Annotated in this window: 14 protein-coding genes; 5 read left to right on the top strand and 9 right to left on the bottom strand. The window is 67.3% G+C overall.

Annotation, left to right across the window (positions count from 1 at the left end):
• Positions 1–2: 2 nt before the first annotated feature.
• A complete protein-coding gene (locus CSC94_RS12985; RefSeq protein ID WP_099306778.1) occupies positions 3–1,184 on the bottom strand; it encodes an ABC transporter permease in 1,182 nt (393 codons plus the stop codon).
• A 77-nt stretch (positions 1,185–1,261) separates the two neighbouring features.
• On the opposite strand from CSC94_RS12985, the gene dgcA reads away from it, so the two are divergent.
• From dgcA to CSC94_RS12965, 4 genes are all read left to right on the top strand, one after another.
• Positions 1,262–2,245: an N-acetyl-D-Glu racemase DgcA gene (gene dgcA / locus CSC94_RS12980; protein ID WP_099306777.1), complete on the top strand. Its 984-nt coding sequence runs from the start codon at positions 1,262–1,264 to the stop codon at positions 2,243–2,245.
• 61 nt (positions 2,246–2,306) lie between these two features.
• Complete coding sequence (locus tag CSC94_RS12975) at positions 2,307–3,086, top strand: SDR family oxidoreductase (protein ID WP_099306776.1); 780 nt, start codon at positions 2,307–2,309, stop codon at positions 3,084–3,086.
• A 263-nt stretch (positions 3,087–3,349) separates the two neighbouring features.
• A complete protein-coding gene (locus tag CSC94_RS12970) occupies positions 3,350–5,662 on the top strand; it encodes an NADP-dependent malic enzyme (RefSeq protein ID WP_099306775.1) in 2,313 nt (770 codons plus the stop codon).
• Positions 5,663–5,775: 113 nt separating this feature from the next.
• Positions 5,776–6,948 (top strand): DUF2865 domain-containing protein, encoded by a 1,173-nt coding sequence (locus tag CSC94_RS12965; protein ID WP_099306774.1) that lies wholly within the window; start codon positions 5,776–5,778, stop codon positions 6,946–6,948.
• Here CSC94_RS12965 and gltX read toward each other — a convergent pair.
• The 3 genes from gltX to CSC94_RS12950 form a co-directional block, all read right to left on the bottom strand.
• Entirely contained in the window at positions 6,866–8,239 is a 1,374-nt protein-coding gene (gltX, locus tag CSC94_RS12960) for a glutamate--tRNA ligase (protein ID WP_099306773.1), read from the bottom strand. The genes CSC94_RS12965 and gltX overlap by 83 nt on opposite strands.
• A 63-nt stretch (positions 8,240–8,302) precedes the next feature.
• Entirely contained in the window at positions 8,303–9,523 is a 1,221-nt protein-coding gene (locus CSC94_RS12955) for an MFS transporter (protein ID WP_099306772.1), read from the bottom strand.
• Between the two features lie 64 nt (positions 9,524–9,587).
• Positions 9,588–11,015: a GGDEF domain-containing protein gene (locus tag CSC94_RS12950; protein ID WP_099306771.1), complete on the bottom strand. Its 1,428-nt coding sequence runs from the start codon at positions 11,013–11,015 to the stop codon at positions 9,588–9,590.
• 229 nt (positions 11,016–11,244) lie between these two features.
• Between CSC94_RS12950 and CSC94_RS12945 the strand changes: the two genes are divergently transcribed.
• Complete coding sequence (locus CSC94_RS12945) at positions 11,245–11,694, top strand: hypothetical protein (protein ID WP_165784423.1); 450 nt, start codon at positions 11,245–11,247, stop codon at positions 11,692–11,694.
• Positions 11,695–11,820: 126 nt separating this feature from the next.
• On the opposite strand, the gene CSC94_RS12940 is transcribed toward CSC94_RS12945, so the two are convergent.
• From CSC94_RS12940 to CSC94_RS12920, 5 genes are all read right to left on the bottom strand, one after another.
• Positions 11,821–13,494 carry an NAD+ synthase gene (locus tag CSC94_RS12940; RefSeq protein WP_099306769.1) on the bottom strand — a complete coding sequence of 558 codons (1,674 nt, stop codon included), beginning with the start codon at positions 13,492–13,494 and terminating at the stop codon, positions 11,821–11,823.
• 66 nt (positions 13,495–13,560) lie between these two features.
• A complete protein-coding gene (locus CSC94_RS12935) occupies positions 13,561–14,142 on the bottom strand; it encodes a hemerythrin domain-containing protein (protein WP_342585959.1) in 582 nt (193 codons plus the stop codon).
• Entirely contained in the window at positions 14,139–15,038 is a 900-nt protein-coding gene (locus CSC94_RS12930) for a dienelactone hydrolase family protein (protein WP_099306768.1), read from the bottom strand. Before CSC94_RS12930 ends, CSC94_RS12935 begins: the two co-directional genes overlap by 4 nt.
• A gap of 58 nt (positions 15,039–15,096) precedes the next feature.
• Positions 15,097–15,456 carry a diacylglycerol kinase gene (locus tag CSC94_RS12925; protein WP_099306767.1) on the bottom strand — a complete coding sequence of 120 codons (360 nt, stop codon included), beginning with the start codon at positions 15,454–15,456 and terminating at the stop codon, positions 15,097–15,099.
• A 56-nt stretch (positions 15,457–15,512) separates the two neighbouring features.
• Positions 15,513–16,310, bottom strand: a complete 798-nt coding sequence (locus CSC94_RS12920; protein ID WP_099306766.1) for a DODA-type extradiol aromatic ring-opening family dioxygenase — start codon at positions 16,308–16,310, stop codon at positions 15,513–15,515.
• Positions 16,311–16,356 lie beyond the last annotated feature (46 nt).

Below are 16,356 nucleotides of genomic sequence, written 5' to 3'. Positions count from 1 at the left end.
CCTCAGTAGTCGATTGCCGCGTAGAACATGGCGAACAGCCCGTCGACCACGATGACGCAGAAGATCGCCTTGACCACCGACGCGGTGACGTGGCGGCCGAGCGATTCCGCGCTGCCTTCCACCCGCATGCCCTCCATGGCGGCGATCACGCCGATGATCAGGCCCATGAACGGCGCCTTGATCAGGCCCGAGAAGATGGTCGAAAGGTCGATGCCGGTGTGCATGCGCTGGATGAAGGTCTCCGGCTCGATGCCGGAATAGAACCACGCCGTCAGGATCGCGCCGCCAAGCGCTGCGGCATTGGCCGCCACGGTCAGGATCGGCATGGTGATCACCAGCGCCACCAGGCGCGGGAACACCAGCACGCCGACCGGGTTGAGCCCGATGACGGTGAGCGCGTCGACTTCCTCGCGCATCTTCATCGACCCGAGCTCGGCGGTGATCGCGCTGCCGGAACGGCCGGCCACCATGATCGCGGTCAGCAGCACCCCGATCTCGCGCAGGACGAGGATCGAGACCAGGTTCACGACGAAGATCTCGGTGCCGAAATAGCGCATCTGGAACGCGCCCTGCTGGGCGATGATGGCCCCGACGATGCCCGACATCAGCATGACGATGGGGATGGCCCCGATCCCCACCCGGTCCATCTGGTGGACGATCGCGGTGACGGAAATCGCGTGACCGCGGCCGAATTTCAGCTGCGCGCCGCGCACCGTGGCCCCGAGAATGTGCATGGCCATCATGAACTGCTCGGAGAAGCGGTAGACCAGCATGCCGATCGTGGCGAAAAACGCTGTCAGGCCGAAGGCGCCCTTGCTGCGGGCCGGATGCTCCAGCCGGGCGGCATCGCTTACCGCCGTCAGGAGGGTCGTCATGCCGGCCGTCGCCCCGCCCACCTCGACGGCAAGGCCGCGCCGGTCCAGCGCGGTGACCAGCCGCTCCACCAGCCAGGCACCGGCGGTATCCATCACGCGGATGGCGGCAAGGTCCAGCAGCACCGGGCCGGTCGCCTCGCTCTCCAGCGTCCGCATCTCCGAATCGATGGAAGCGACGGTCCGCGTGGTCCAGTCGCCGCCGAGACGAACCGTCAACCGCCCGTCCGCGCGCACGCGCTCGAGCACCGGTCGCAAGGCCCCGGCGGCACCTGGTTCCATCGCTGCTTGCCCGGCGGCCTCGTTCAACATAGGACTCTTTTTAAGGCCGGCTGCCGCCGATGTCACTTCGTGCGCAACCGGCCGCGCCGGAGGAGAGGAAGAAAACCATGGCGCGTACCCTTTCCGTCACACAGGAGAGCTTTCCGATCGCCGGAAGCTTCACCATCTCCCGCGGATCCAAGTCGACCGCCGAGGTGGTCACCCTGCGGATTACCGAAGGCGCGGCCAGCGGCTGGGCCGAATGCGTGCCCTATGGCCGTTACGGCGAATCGCTGGAGAGCGTCATCGACGAGATCATGGCGGTGGAGCAGGTCATCGCCGACGGACTGGACCGGATGCAACTGCTCGGCGCCATGCGCCCCGGCGCCGCCCGCAACGCGGTCGATTGCGCGCTCTGGGACCTGGAGGCCAAGGCAGCGGGAACGCCGGCCCACCGCCAGGCCTGCCGCCTCCCGCCCCGCCCGGTCGAGACCGCCTACACGATATCGCTCGGTCACCCGGAGGAGATGGCCGATCGCGCCCGCGCGGCCGCCCACCGCCGCGTGCTCAAGATCAAGGTCGGCGGCGAGGACGATATCAAGCGCCTCCATGCCGTGGCGGCCGCGGCGCCCAACGCCCATTTCATTCTCGATGCCAACGAGGGCTGGACCGAGGACAACATCCGCCAGAACATGCTGGCCGCCGCCCATTACCGCGCGGTCCTCATCGAGCAGCCCCTTCCCGCAGGCCAGGACGCCATCCTGCGCGAGATCCCCCATCCCGTCCCGATCTGCGCCGACGAGAGCGTCCACACGGTCGATGACCTGAAGGACCTGGCCGGCCTCTACGACGCGGTCAACATCAAGCTCGACAAGAGCGGCGGCCTGACCGCGGCGCTGCAATTGCGCGACGCCGCGCATGAACTGGGTTTCGCCGTCATGGTCGGTTGCATGGTCGGCACCTCGCTGGCCATGGCGCCGGCCGTGCTGCTCGCCCAGGAGGCCGAGTTCGTGGACCTCGACGGCCCGCTGCTCCTGGCCCGTGACCGCCACCATCCGTTGCGCTATTCCGGGTCGATCATTTCCCCGCCCGAGTCCGGCCTCTGGGGATGAGCCGGGCCTTGACGAACACATGACGGCGCTGCGGCGCCGGAAAGAACGAGGAGACAACGACATGGATCTTGGAATTTCCGGCCGCAAGGCCATCGTCTGCGCGTCCAGCCGCGGGCTCGGCAAGGGCTGCGCGATGGCGCTGGCGGCGGCCGGCTGCGAGGTCACCATCAACGGCCGCGACGAGACCGTCCTGAACGCGACGGCCGAGGAAATCCGCCAGGCGACCGGCGCGACCGTTCATGCCGTTGCCGCCGACGTGTCGACGCCGGAAGGCCAGAAGGCGCTGCTCGCCGTCTGCCCCGCGCCCGACATCCTGGTCAACAACAACGGCGGCCCGCCGCGCAAGGACTTCCGCGACCTCGACCGCGCCGCCATGATCGACGGCGTCATCCAGAACATGGTGACACCGCTGGAACTCATCCAGGCCGTGATCGACGGCATGGCCGAGCGCGGCTTCGGGCGAATCATCAACATCACCTCGCTATCCGTCTACATGCCGATCGAGGGGCTGGACCTGTCGTCCGGTGCCCGCGCCGGCCTGACGTCCTTCCTCGCCGGCGTGTCCCGCGGCATCGCCGGCAAGGGCGTGACCATCAACAACCTGCTTCCCGGCAAGATGGACACCGACCGCCTGCGCGGCGGGTTCCGCATGGTGTCCGAACGCACCGGGCGCAGCACCGACGACATCGCCGCCGCACAGGCCGCCGAAATCCCGGCACGCCGGTTCGGCAATTCCGACGAGTTCGGCCAGACCTGCGCCTTCATGTGTTCCGCCCATGCCGGCTACATCACCGGGCAGAACATCCTGGTCGACGGCGGCCTCTACACGAGCGCCTTCTGACAGGCCACGGGACATGCAGCACGCCGGACCGGTCTTGAAAGCCGTAGAAACAATTTCCTGAATTCCTTGGCAATCTTCCGCGCCGCCTGGTGTAGGATTGGCGCGGAAGGGGCCGGGGCAACTGGAAGCGGCGGCCGCCGGCTGGACGAGAGCAATTCGAGCGGAAGCGGGGCCGGTTCGGGGCCTGGAATTGCGCAGGAACACACAGAGGGAGCATTGGCGTGATCCGGCCGGTCGCGGACATGCCCCAGGGGGAGAGAGACATGGAAAGCAGCGACACCAAGGGCGATCTCGACGAAAACGCCCTTTTCTTTCACCAGTATCCGGTTCCCGGCAAGCTGGAGATCCAGGCAACCAAGCCGCTGGGCAACCAGCGCGACCTGGCGCTGGCCTATTCGCCCGGCGTGGCCGCCCCCTGCCTCGCCATCAAGGACGATCCGAACAAGGCCGCGCTCTACACCGCCCGCTCCAATCTCGTCGGCGTCGTCTCCAATGGCTCCGCCGTCCTCGGCCTCGGCAACATCGGCCCGCTGGCATCCAAGCCGGTCATGGAGGGCAAGGCCGTCCTGTTCAAGAAATTCGCCGGCATCGACGTCTTCGACGTCGAGATCGACGCCCCGGATGTCGAGCGCATGGTCAGCACCGTCCAGGCCCTCGAACCGACCTTCGGCGGCATCAACCTGGAGGATATCAAGGCGCCGGAATGCTTCGAGGTCGAGGAGCAGTTGAAGGCCCGCATGGGCATCCCGGTCTTCCACGACGACCAGCATGGCACGGCCATCATCGTCGCGGCCGCGGTCCTGAACGGACTCGAACTGGCCGGCAAGCACCTGCGCGACGTCAAGATCGTCACCTCCGGTGCCGGCGCGGCGGCGCTCGCCTGCCTCAACCTGCTCGTCGCCCTGGGCGCCGACATCGACAACATCTGGATCACCGACCGCCATGGCGTGGCCTACAAGGGCCGTGTCGAGGAAATGGACCGCTGGAAGGAGCCTTACTGCAAGGACACTCCCATGCGCACCCTGGCCCAGGTGATCGACGGCGCCGATGTCTTCCTCGGCCTCTCCGCCGCCGGCGTGCTGAAGCCCCACTTCCTGGAGGACATGGCCGAGCGCCCGCTCATCCTCGCGCTGGCCAACCCGGTGCCCGAAATCATGCCGGACAAGGCCCGCGAAGCCCGTCCCGATGCCATGATCTGCACCGGCCGGTCAGACTTCCCCAACCAGGTCAACAATGTCCTGTGCTTTCCCTACATGTTCCGCGGCGCGCTGGACTGCGGCGCCCGCGCCATCAACGAGGAAATGAAGCTCGCCGCCGTGCGCGCCATCGCCGCGCTGGCCCGCGAGGAAGTCTCCGACGTCGCCGCCCGCGCCTATACCGGCGACACGCCGACCTTCGGACCGGATTTCCTCATCCCCTCGCCGTTCGATCCGCGCCTGATCCTGCGGATCGCCCCGGCCGTGGCCAAGGCCGCCGCGGAAACCGGTGTCGCGGCCCGGCCGATCGAGGACATGGACGCCTATGTCGACAAGCTGAACCGCTTTGTCTTCCGGTCCGGACTGGTGATGAAGCCGGTGTTCTCGGCGGCCAAGAAGGCTTCCGCCAAGCGGGTCATCTTCGCCGAGGGCGAGGACGAGCGCGTCCTGCGCGCCGCCCAGGTGGTGCTGGAGGAAGGCATCGCCACGCCCATCCTGATCGGCCGTCCGCAGGTCATCGAGACCCGGCTCGCCCGGTTCGGCCTCAAGATCCGCCCGGGCACGGACTTCGAACTGGTCAACCCGGAGGACGATCCGCGCTATCGCGACTACGTCAACGAACTGATCGCCCGCACCGGCCGCCAGGGCGTCACGGTGGAAGCGGCCAGGACCCTGGTACGCACCAACAACACGGTGATCGCCTGCCTGGCGCTGGCCCGCGACGAGGCGGACGCCATGATCTGCGGGCTGGAAGGCCGCTTCGAGCGGCACCTGCGCCAGGTCCGCTCCATCATCGGCCTGCGCGAGGGCGTCGCCGACTATTCCGCCCTCTCCATGCTGATTTCTCAGCGCGGCGTCACCTTCTTCACCGACACCTATGTCACCGTCGACCCGACATGCGACGAAGTGGCGGAAATGACGCTGCTGGCTGCCGAGGAAATCCGCCGCTTCGGCATCGAGCCCAAGGCCGCCCTGCTGTCGCACTCCGATTTCGGATCCCGCGACACCTCCACCGCCCAGAAGATGCGCAAGGCAGCCGAGATCCTGCGCCGGATTGCGCCCGACCTCGAAGCAGACGGCGAGATGCATGGCGACAGTGCCCTGTCGGAAGTCTTGCGCAGGCGCGTCTACCCGCACTCGACACTGACCGGCGAAGCCAACCTGCTGGTCTTCCCGCACCTCGATTCCGCCAACATCACCCTGACCACGGTCAAGACGATGATGGATGCCCTGCACGTGGGGCCGATCCTGCTGGGAACGGCCAAGCCGGCCCATATCCTCACGCCGTCGGTCACCTCGCGCGGCGTCGTCAACATGACCGCGCTGTCGGTCGTCGAGGCATCGCACCCGGCCCGGCTTGCCGCGGAGGCGGCGGAATAGGTCCCAGGACCAGTTTTGGCCCCATTTCGCGGCAAGTCTGAAAGCAGCGGTTAACCTTGCCCGGTCAGGATGGCCGGGCAACGATTGGCCGAGATGCTCCAGGAGATTGGCGCGTGCCCGAGCGTATTTCCAGATCCGGATTTTCCGCGCTGGCCCTGCTGGGCGCCTGGGCCGTGCTGGCGCCGGTCGCCCCGGCGGCCGCGGACACCGGGGCACTGTGCCGCCGGCTGGAAGCCCGCCTCGCCGGCCTGCCTGACGGCCCGTCGCGAAATCCCGCGCTGATCCGGCGCTATCGCAACGCCCTCGTCGAACAGCGGCGGCAATTGCAGATCGCCAAGCAGCGCGCGCGCCAGATCGGCTGTTCCGGGTCGGTGTTTTCCGCCTGGCGCGAGGACAGCCGCCAGTGCGACCGCATCCGCGAAGCCATCCTCGACATGCGCGACAACCTCGACGAACTCCAAGACCGGCTCGACCAGGCCTCTGCCGGCGGCTTCGACACCAGCGCGGAACGCCGCCGCATCATGGCCGGCATCAGGGCCAACCGCTGCCGCGAGGCGCCGAAGAAACAGGTCGTGCGCCGCCTGCCCGACCCGATCGACACCGCGCGCCAGGACATGGATCTGCGCCGCCGCCTGCTGGACCGCGAGGACGGCGCCGAACCCTCCGGGAACCGCAACGTCATCGTCATCAATCCCGGCGCCGGTTACGGCTTTGCCAACGGCACCTACCGCACCCTGTGTGTGCGCACCTGCGACGGCTACTATTTCCCGATGTCCTTTTCCACGACGCCCGAATTCTTCGGCCGCGACGAGGAAGCCTGCCAGTCGATGTGCCCTGGCACGGAGGTCCGCCTGTTTGCCCATCGCACCCTCGGCGAGGAATCGGAAGACATGGTCTCGCTGACCGGCGAACCCTATACCGCGCTTCCGACCGCCTTTGCCTACCGCGATCCGAAGTTCAGCACGCCGCAGGGCTGCACCTGCAATGCCGCGCCCCGGAATTACGCGGTGATCGGCGGGGACACGCCGAAGGATGACGTAGCGCCGCCGGCAGAACCGGTGATCCCGCTTCCCGCTGCCCGGCCCGATCCGGCCGCCGACCCCGAAACCGCGGCCAATGTCGCCGGCGGCCTGTCGCTTGCCAGGCTGAAGACGTTTCTCGACAAGACGCCGGCCAGCGCCGCCGGCGACGGCGAACGCAAGATCAGGGTCGTCGGGCCAGCGTTTCTGCCCGACCCAGAAGAGGCATTAGATCTGAAAGCTCCGGGCCGGAACGCCGTCCGGTAATCGCGATCCGGAGCGGCATGAAAAGGCCGCGGCCCTTGCGCCCGCTGGCCTGCTTGACCGCCTCGGTCCAGGTCTTCCAGGTCGTGCCGTCCCAGGGATCGGGAGGCAGCAGGTCGAAGGCCGCGCGGACGAAATCGAGGTCATCCGCCTCCACGGTCTCGGCCGTGTCCGGCCCTTCCGTCACGATGGCCCACCAGGCGCCCGCCTCCGGCACGCGGGTGATGTTGCCGCGCACGGCCAGCCAGAACGCCTCCGCCTTCTCGCCGCCGACGCCGATGGCGGCAAGGCGGTCGCGCACGGCGGCAAAGTCCATCTCGTGCACCAGCGCCGCGTTGAGCGTATCGAGCTCGGATGGATCGAACTTCGCCGCCGATTTCGAGGCGCTGGCGGCAACGAAATCGCGCGCCAGGGTGTCCATGTCCGGCACCGCCCGCACGGCCTCCGACGTGCCGATCAGCACGGCAAGCGACGCCACGGACATCGGCTCGTAGCCGGCCTGCGCCAGCTGGTGCACCGAGAGCGCGCCGCTGCGCTTGGACAGGCCCTCGCCGCTGGCCGTGGTCAGCAGGTTGTGATGGCCGAAGGCCGGCGCTTGGCCGCCGAGCGCCTCGAACAGCGCGATCTGCGCACCGGTATTGGTGACGTGGTCGTCGCCGCGGATCACATGGGTCACGCCCATGGCGATGTCGTCGGCCACCGACGGCAGCGTGTAGAGATAGCTGCCGTCCTCGCGCACGAGAACCGGGTCGGACATGGATGCCAGGTCGACGGTCTGCGGACCGCGGATCACGTCGTCCCAGTGCACCTCGCTGCGCCGGGTACGGAACGGGTCGCCGTCGTGGTTGGGCAGCAGGAACCGCCAGTGCGGCTTGCGGCCCTCGGCCTCGAACGCCGCCGTCTCGTCGGCCGTCAGCTTCAGCGCCTCGCGGCCATAGACGGGCGGCAGGCGGCGCGACAGCCGGATCTTGCGGCGGCGCTCCAGTTCCTCCGCCGTCTCGTAGCAGGGATAGAGAAGGCCGGCCGCCTTCAGCGTCTCCGCGGCCGCGTCATGGGCCACCGAGCGTTCCGATTGCCGCTCGACCGCGTCGGGCCGGATGCCGAGCCAGGCGAGGTCCGCCTCGATCTGGTCGGCGAACCGCTGCTCCGACCGCGCGGTATCGGTATCGTCGAACCGCAGGATGAACCGGCCGTTCCGCTGCTGCGCGAACAGCCAGTTGAAGAGCGCGGTGCGTGCATTGCCGATGTGGATGAAGCCGGTCGGCGACGGGGCGAAACGCACGGTAACGGTCATGTCAGATGCACCTGGACGAGAAAATCGGGTCGGCGAAGGGCCTAACCCCGCGACCCGCCGAGATCAAGGGCCAGCCTCGATGCGCGCCTTGAGCCGCCGTGAAATCACCGTCAGCACGGCGGCGGCAAGCAGGCAATAGGCGCCCATGACCATGATCTGCGCCGGGTAGGACACGCCCTGGTCGATCAGGAAGCCGGTCACGCCCGGCCCCATGGCCGTGGAAAACACCATGAAGGCGACGATGACGGACCGCACCGCGCCGAGGTGTTTCAGCCCGTAGATTTCCGGCCACAGCGCCCCGAACAGCGTGGCGGAGAAGCCGTAGGAGATGCCGAGCAGCGCCATGAAGGCAAAGGCGCTCCAGATGCCGTCGAAGGCCCCGAGGACGAAACAGGCGCCGGCCAGCGGCAGCAGGAAGGTCGGCAGCACCGAGACCGCCGAGAAGCGGTCGATCAGCGCGCCGCAGATCAGCGAGAAGACGATCACCATGCCCGACATCACCGCGAAGGACGCCGCGAATTCGGTCAGCGCCCAGCCGCGCAGTTCCACGAGGTAGACCTGGTGGAAGAACACCGTCGTGCCGATGAACGGCGGCGCCAGGACCCCGGTCAGCAGCAGCCAGAAGAACGGGTCGCGCAGCACTTCCGTGCGCGTCCAGTCGCGCACCGGCGGCCGCCGGACGACGGGGTCGGACGATTGCGGCTGGCGCTCCACGCGCACCAGCGCATAAATCGCTGGCAGCCCGACGAGAACCAGGAAAACCGCCGCGGCCACCCAGCTCATGCGCCATCCGATGATCCCGGCCACCGCCACGAACAGGTAGGGGAAGATCGCCTCGCCGGCATTATGGCCGAGGCTGACCAGCGACACCGCCCGCCCCCGGTTGGCGGCATACCAGCGTCCGGCCGCGGTCAGCGCGTTCTGGGTCATCATGCCCTGCCCGAACAGGCGCAGCATGTAGATCGTCACGAACAGCAGCGCGATATGGGTGGAGAAGGCCATGCCAAGAGCGGCGGCCGCCAGCGCCGGCATGATGATCAGCGCCACCTGCGCCGGTCCGAACCGGTCCACCAGGCGCCCGAGCCAGGGCAGCGTCAGGGCGCTGGCCAGCGTCGCGCCCATGTAGAGCGTACCGAACCCGCCGTTGCTCAAGCCATATTCCCGCCGGATCTCGCCCGCCGAGAGCGAGATGAAGAAGGTCTGGCCGAAGGAGGAAAAGAAGGTGAGCAGGAAGCAGCCGCCAATCCAGCGGCCATTGCGGCGGAGAAACAGAAGGAGGTCCATGGCCCCGCTATAGCCTGCGTCAGTCCGTCGCGATAGCGCGAAAAGAAGCCTCCGGGAAATATCTTCAGGCGGCCAGCAGGCTGGCCAGCATCACCCGTCCGCGGCCCGAATCCTTGGCCCGGTAGAGGGCCGCGTCCGCCGTCGCCACAAGGTCGCGGCGCGAGCGGCCATGGTCCGGGAAGACCGCGACGCCGACACTGGCGCCGATCCGCAGCGTCTCGCCGCCATAGGCGATCGGGTCGCAGGCCCGGTCGACCAGCATGTCGCCCATCCAGGCCAGTTCCTCCGGGCTCGTGCCCGCGGTGATGACCGCGATGAATTCGTCGCCGCCGATGCGCGCCACGTAGCCGTTGGGCTCGACACAGTCGGCGAAACGCCGCGCCACTTCGCAAAGCACCGCGTCCCCGGCTTCGTGGCCGCGGGTGTCGTTGATCGCCTTGAACCGGTCCAGGTCGATGCAGGCAATGGCGAAGGTCTTGTCCTCGCCGATCAGTGCCGCGACGCGGGCATCGAGACAGGCGCGGTTGGCCAGCCCCGTCAGCGGATCGTGTTCGGCCAGGAAGCGGTTGCGGCTCTCGCTGTCGGCCAGCGCCCGGACGGTGGCGGCATGCCGGCGCACCAGGAAGCCGGTGGTCACGGCGATGAACACCAGCAGCACCACGGCGGCGGGCGCGGTGTTCGCGATGATGGCGGGCCGCGGCGCATGGGGCCGCCAGGCAAAGGCCAGCGAATCCGGGCGGACATCGTCGGCGAGCGCCGTGTTGGGCCATGCCATGGCCCCTGCCCCGAGCGGCAGCACCTGCGCATCGGCAACGTCCAGACGACGGCTGACGGCGGCAAGAACCGGGGCGGTAAGCGGTTTGAAAGCCATGAGAACCCGGACCTGCCCGTCGCGAATGGCGAGATCCGCCTGCTCCGGCGTGATCACCTGCGCGGTCACGAGGCCCGGAATGCCGTCGATCATCCGCCATGCACTGGCATGGATGGCCGGCGACGTTTTCCCGGGTTCGTCGGGAACGTACCAGCCCTTGCCGGCGCGCACCCGCCGCATGGTGAAAAGCGTCAGCGCTTCGTGCAGGAGATCGAGGTTCTCGTCCACCATGAGGGACCCGCGCGCATCCGGAAGCACCTGGTTGTCACGGATCAGCGTGTCGAGGTCACCGCGCGGCGTGACGACGGCAATGCGCGAAAACCCGAAATCCTCGCCGATCCAGCCGGCCATCTCGTCACGGACGAACGCGGCGTCGGGCGTCGGCTTCTTCACCAGCGCATCGACCGCCTTGTCCCAGTTGGAAATTTCCGCCTGCTCCCGCAAAGCCAGGTCGCGGGCCCGCTCGAACTCGAGCCGCACCATCCGCACCTGCGATTCAAGCGAAAACCGGTCGGCTTCCCGCGAGGCGAGGTCGACGACGAAAATCGTGGCCGCGACGAAACCGAAGACGATGGCGAACGCGGCCATGTAGATGCCGCGATAGGCTTTCTGCTCTGCCATGATCCCTGACCGTCCGCCGCTAACCAATTAACATTCACGTATAAGCTTATACAGTGAGACGTGAATTACACGTTCAGCGAACTGGTAAACAAAGCCTTGGGATTTCAGTCGCTTCGGAAAAAGGCCACCGGGATGGTACGCGCGACGGCCGCGACGACCAGGGGGGGCCAATTGCCTAATTCGAAAATGCAGCGAATATGGACGGCAGTCGTCGTTGCGGGATCTGCTCATGTTCCTCGTGGTCTACGTTGTCCTTGTGGCCCTTCTTGCCTCGCGCATTCCGCTTGACGGCGAAAAGGCCGCGAGCTGGGTTCCCTGGTCTTTGGGGCTGGTCCTGGCGGCGCTTGGCGTCGGCCTCGTCTCCATGGTTTCCGGGTTCATGGAGAGCATGTCGGACATGCGCATGGTCATGGCCGATATCCGCATGCTGGCGACCGGCAGGATCGAAGACGTCCGGCACATCGACGATGCGCGCACCCGGCAATGGGTGCTCACCCTCTATTCGATCGCGCTCGTGGCTGCGCCGCACGTCCTCTCGCTGGCCTTCAGGGCGAGCGGCACCACCTGGGCCGGGCTGGTCCCGTCGCCCGGGCGCCGGCACTGGCTGCTCTTCGCCGGCACGCTTGCCGTGCTCACCATCATGCATGCCGCCGCGCGCATCTGGTTGAAGGAAAGTTAGAGCAATACCGGCGAAAGTGGGCACCGGTTTCGGGTCCGGAATTGCGGCAAAGGAAAAGCCAATACCAGCGAAAGTGGGCACCGGTTTCGCGTCCGGAATTGCGGGGATGCTCAAAAAGCCGCCGGCTCAGCTCCGATCGCGGAAGCGGTTGGTGATCGGGTAGCGCCGGTCACGGCCGAAGTTCTTGCGCGTGATCTTCACGCCGGGCGCCGATTGCCGCCGCTTGTATTCGGCGATGTAGAGCAGGTGCTCGATCCGGTGGACAAGCGCCCGGTCGTGTCCGCGCGCCACGATGTCGTCCACCGCCATCTCGTGCTCCACCAGGCATTCCAGGATATCGTCGAGCACCGGATAGGGCGGCAGCGAATCCTCGTCCTTCTGGTCGGGTCTCAGTTCGGCCGACGGCGCCTTGTCGATGATGTTCTGCGGGATCACCATGCCGGTCGGCCCCAGCGCGGTCGGTGGCACGTGGCTGTTGCGCCAGCGCGACAGCGCGTAGACCTGCATCTTGTAGAGGTCCTTGATCGGGTTGAACCCGCCGTTCATGTCGCCGTAGAGCGTCGCATAGCCGACGCTCATTTCGCTCTTGTTGCCGGTCGTCACGACCATCGAGCCGAACTTGTTGGAGATCGCCATCAGGATGGTCCCGCGCGCCCGGCTCTGCAGGTTTTCTTCCGTGATGCCCTCGCCGGTTCCCTCGAACATCTCCGCCAGCGAGGCCAGGAAGCCCTGCACCGGCGCCTCGATGGGCACGATGTCGTAGTGGCAGCCGAGCGCGCGCGCGCAGGCCTCCGCGTCGGAGAAGGATTCCTCCGATGTGTACCGGTAGGGCAGCATCACGCAGCGCACCCGCTCCTCGCCCAGCGCATCCACGGCCAGGGCCGCGCAGATCGCCGAATCGATGCCACCGGAAAGCCCCAGAACCACGTTCTTGAAGCCGTTCTTGTTCACGTAGTCGCGCAGGCCCAGCATGCAGGCGCGGTAGTCCGCCTCGTCGCGGTCGGGAATGCGCGACATCGGCCCGCGGTCGCAGTGCCAGCCCGTCTCCTCGCGCTTCCAGGTCGTCACCATGACCTGCGCCTCGAACTGGCTCATCTGGAAGGCCAGCGACCTGTCGGCCTGGATGCCGAAGCTCGCGCCGTCGAACACCAGTTCGTCCTGCCCGCCGCAGAAATTGGCATAGAGGATGGGCAGCCCGCTCTCGATGACCTGGCGGATCACCACCTGCTGGCGCACGTCCACCTTGCCCCGGTAATAGGGCGAACCGTTGGGCACGAGCAGGATTTCCGCCCCGCTTTCCGCCAGCGTCTCGCAGACGCCGAGCTCGCCCCAGATGTCCTCGCACACCGGCAGGCCGATGCGCACGCCGCGGAAGTTGACCGGCCCCGGCATCGGGCCCGGCTGGAAGACGCGCTTCTCGTCGAACTCGCCGTAATTGGGCAGGTCCACCTTGTGCCGCTCGGCCTTCACCTCGCCGCCGTCGAGCAGGACGACGGAGTTGTGCAGGCCCGTCTCGCGCCGCAGCGGCAGGCCGATCACCACGCCCGGCCCGCCGTCCCCGGTATCGGCCGCGAACTCGCGCATGGCCCGCTCGCAGGCCTCCACGAAGGCCGGTTTCAGCACCAGGTCTTCCGGCGGGTAGCCGGCGATGAAGAGTTCCGGGAACAGCACCAGGTCGGCGCCGTGGCGCCGCGCATCCGCCCGCGCCTCGCGCGCCAGGGCGAGGTTGCCGGAAATGTCGCCAACGGTCGGGTTGAGCTGGGCGACAGCGATGCGGAGTGTGTCAGGAGCGTCGGTCATGGCGAAAGGCTTAGCCCGACACAACCCGATAGGCAATCCGGCTTGTGCCCTCGCCGCCGCACCGGCTCAGCCAAGCCCGAGCGAGCGCTCGCCCTGGTCCAGGATCACCGGCACGATCAGGTCTTCTTCGTCGTCGAGATGGCGCATCAGCATGGCGACCAGGCGATCCGTTTCGCCGGCGTAGACATCGCCGGCCCGCAGCATCGCGTCCCCGCCCGCCTGCATCGCCTGCAACAGCGCGTTGGCCGCTGCCGCGTTGCTCTCCAGCGCCGCGTGGATGACGTGGTGGTCGCGGTCGAGAATGTCGAACCCGCGCGCCAGTCCCGGCTCGGCGCGGCGGAAGACCGGGAAGTAGTGATGGTCCTCGATCTGGTGATGGCCTTCGAGCTGGCCAAGGAAAAAATTCAGGCGCGGCACGAAGAACTGCACGAAAGCGGCTGATTCGATCCGGCTTTCCCGCCAGTCGCCGACCGCCTTCTGCAGCTTGGATCCGAGGTCCCGGAACATCGCGTGCCGCTCCAGCCAGAACTGCGCCATCCCGCCGAGGTTGCGGTGTTCCTGCCAGACGTCGCGCGGATAGCGACGGATCAGGGATGACAGGTCCTCGGGCAGGCCCGGACGGGTCTCCAGCGTCTCGTCCGTCATCATCCCGCAAGCTTGTCCTTGAAAAAGGTCACGGTCCGCTCCCAGGCCAGCCGTGCGGCCGTGGCGTCGTAACGCGCCGCCGACGTGTCGTTGTTGAAGGCGTGGTTCACGCCGTCGTAGACGTGGATGGTGAAATCCTTGCCCTCGGCCTCCAGCGCCGCACGATAGGCGTCGATTCCGGCGTTGATCCGTTCGTCGAGCCCGGCATAGTGAAGCATGAGCGGGGCGCTGATCCAAGAAACGTCGGCCGGGTCCGGCTGGCGTCCGTAATAGGCCACCACGGCCTTGAGCTCCTCCGGCGCGGCAACGGCCATCTGGTTGGCCAGCCCGCCGCCCCAGCAGAAGCCGACCGCTCCGACGGCGCCGCTCGTCGCATCGTGGGCGGACAGCCATCCGGCCGCGGCGACGGCGCGCGCGGTGGTCTGCGCCCCGTCCAGCGCGCCGATCATGCTCCGCGCCTTGTCCTCGTCCTCCGGCGTGCCGCCATCGGCCGACAGGAAATCCGGTGCGAAAGCCGCGAAGCCTTCCAGCGCCAGCCGCCGCGCGACGTCGCGGATGTGCTCGTTGAGCCCCCGGTTCTCGTGGATCACGATGACGCCGGCCAGCGGTCCCTGCGCATCGGCGGGAGTGACGAGATAGCCGCGCATCTCGATGTCGCCGGCAAGCCAGGGAACATCGGCGCCGGAGATTCGACCGTCGTCGGGCGCTACCATCGCCGCCTGGGCGCGGTTCGCGGCCAGCAGGGACGCGATCGAGGCGGCAGCCGCCCCCGAGCCGGCCAGCCGCGTCAGCGTCTTCATGAAGCCGCGCCGGTCCAGCGTCAGGTGTGTGTAGTCGTCATAGGCATCGATCATCGCCTGGGTAATGGCAGGCTTGGTCGCTTTTTCGTCACCGCGCATGGCGCTCTCCCGGTTCGTCAGGCCCCGCCATGCAAAGATGCAGCGGCCGGCCGCGGTTTCAAGCCGCTTTGGTCACGAACACGTCGTAGATGGTGACGATCCAGATGCTGACGACGATGATGATCGTCAGCAGCACTGCCAGCGAGCCGGAATCCTTGGCAAGCTGGATGTCCTTGTCGAACTCGCGGGTGATCGCGTTGCAGGTCGCCTCCACCGCCGTGTTCAGCACTTCCACCACGATCAGGAAGACCACGGAGAGGACGAGCAGGAAATAGGTGTCCCAGTTGTCGGCGATGAACCAGGCGACCGGCAGGGCGACGATCAGCAGGCCGAGTTCCTGCTGCACCGCCTTTTCCGAGGTGGACAGGCGCCGGAACGCCCGGAATGAATTCAACAGCGCCTTCCAGAGTCTTTCCATCCTGTCCCCCGGCCTGATTCGGTCGGGGGAGATATTGGGCGACAGCGCTCTCCGTGTCAGCGGAAAATCCAGCTGTCCCAGGCAAACATGCCATATTGCATGTAGTCGCAGGCCCGTTCGGCCACCGGGTTCTCGCCGGCTGCGCCATAGGCGAAGAACAGCGGCATCAGGTGTTCGTCGGTCGGATGGTTCTCCGCCACGTAGGGCGCCTTGTCGGCCCAGGCGAGAATGGCGTCGCGGTCGCCCTCGGCGAAGCGGTCGGCGAACCAGCCGGTGAATGCCTTCACCTTCGGCGGATAGTCCGGGTCCAGCGCCGCGCCGCGCCGCATGTGCCCCATCACGACCCGCAGGTTGTGCGTCATGTGGCCGGAGCCGATCAGCAGCACGCCTTCCTCGCGCAGCGGCGCCAGCGCCTGGCCGAGTTTGTAGTGATAAGTGGCATCACGGCGCGGATCGATGGACACCATGACCACCGGGATGTCGGCCTCGGGGAAGCCGAGGATCAGCGTGTTCCAGACCCCGTGGTCGAAGCCGCGCTTGGGCGCGATGCGCGGCGTCAGCCCGGCATCGTTGAGCATGTGCGCCACCCGCATCGCCAGGTCCGGCTCGCCCGGCGCCGGGTAGACCATCTCGTAGAGTTCCTGCGGGAACCCGCCGAAATCATAGATCATCTCGGGGGCCGGGTCGGTCACGACGACCGGTCCGTCGGTTTCGAAATGCGCCGAGACGATCACGATGGCCCTGGTCTCGGGGAAACGGGCATGCAGGCTCTTCAGGAAGTCGCGGGCCGGCGTGTCCTCGATGACGACGTTGGGTCCGCCGTGGGATACGAAAATGCTTGGCATGGCTGACATGGCAGTGCTCCTTTGCCCCTCAGATAATCCCGCCAAGGCCACCGTG

The sequence above is a fragment of the Zhengella mangrovi genome, from assembly GCF_002727065.1.
Lineage (GTDB): Bacteria > Pseudomonadota > Alphaproteobacteria > Rhizobiales > Rhizobiaceae > Zhengella > Zhengella mangrovi.
Note: the sequence above shows the minus strand (reverse complement) of the source record. Positions and strands in the feature narration are given on the sequence as shown.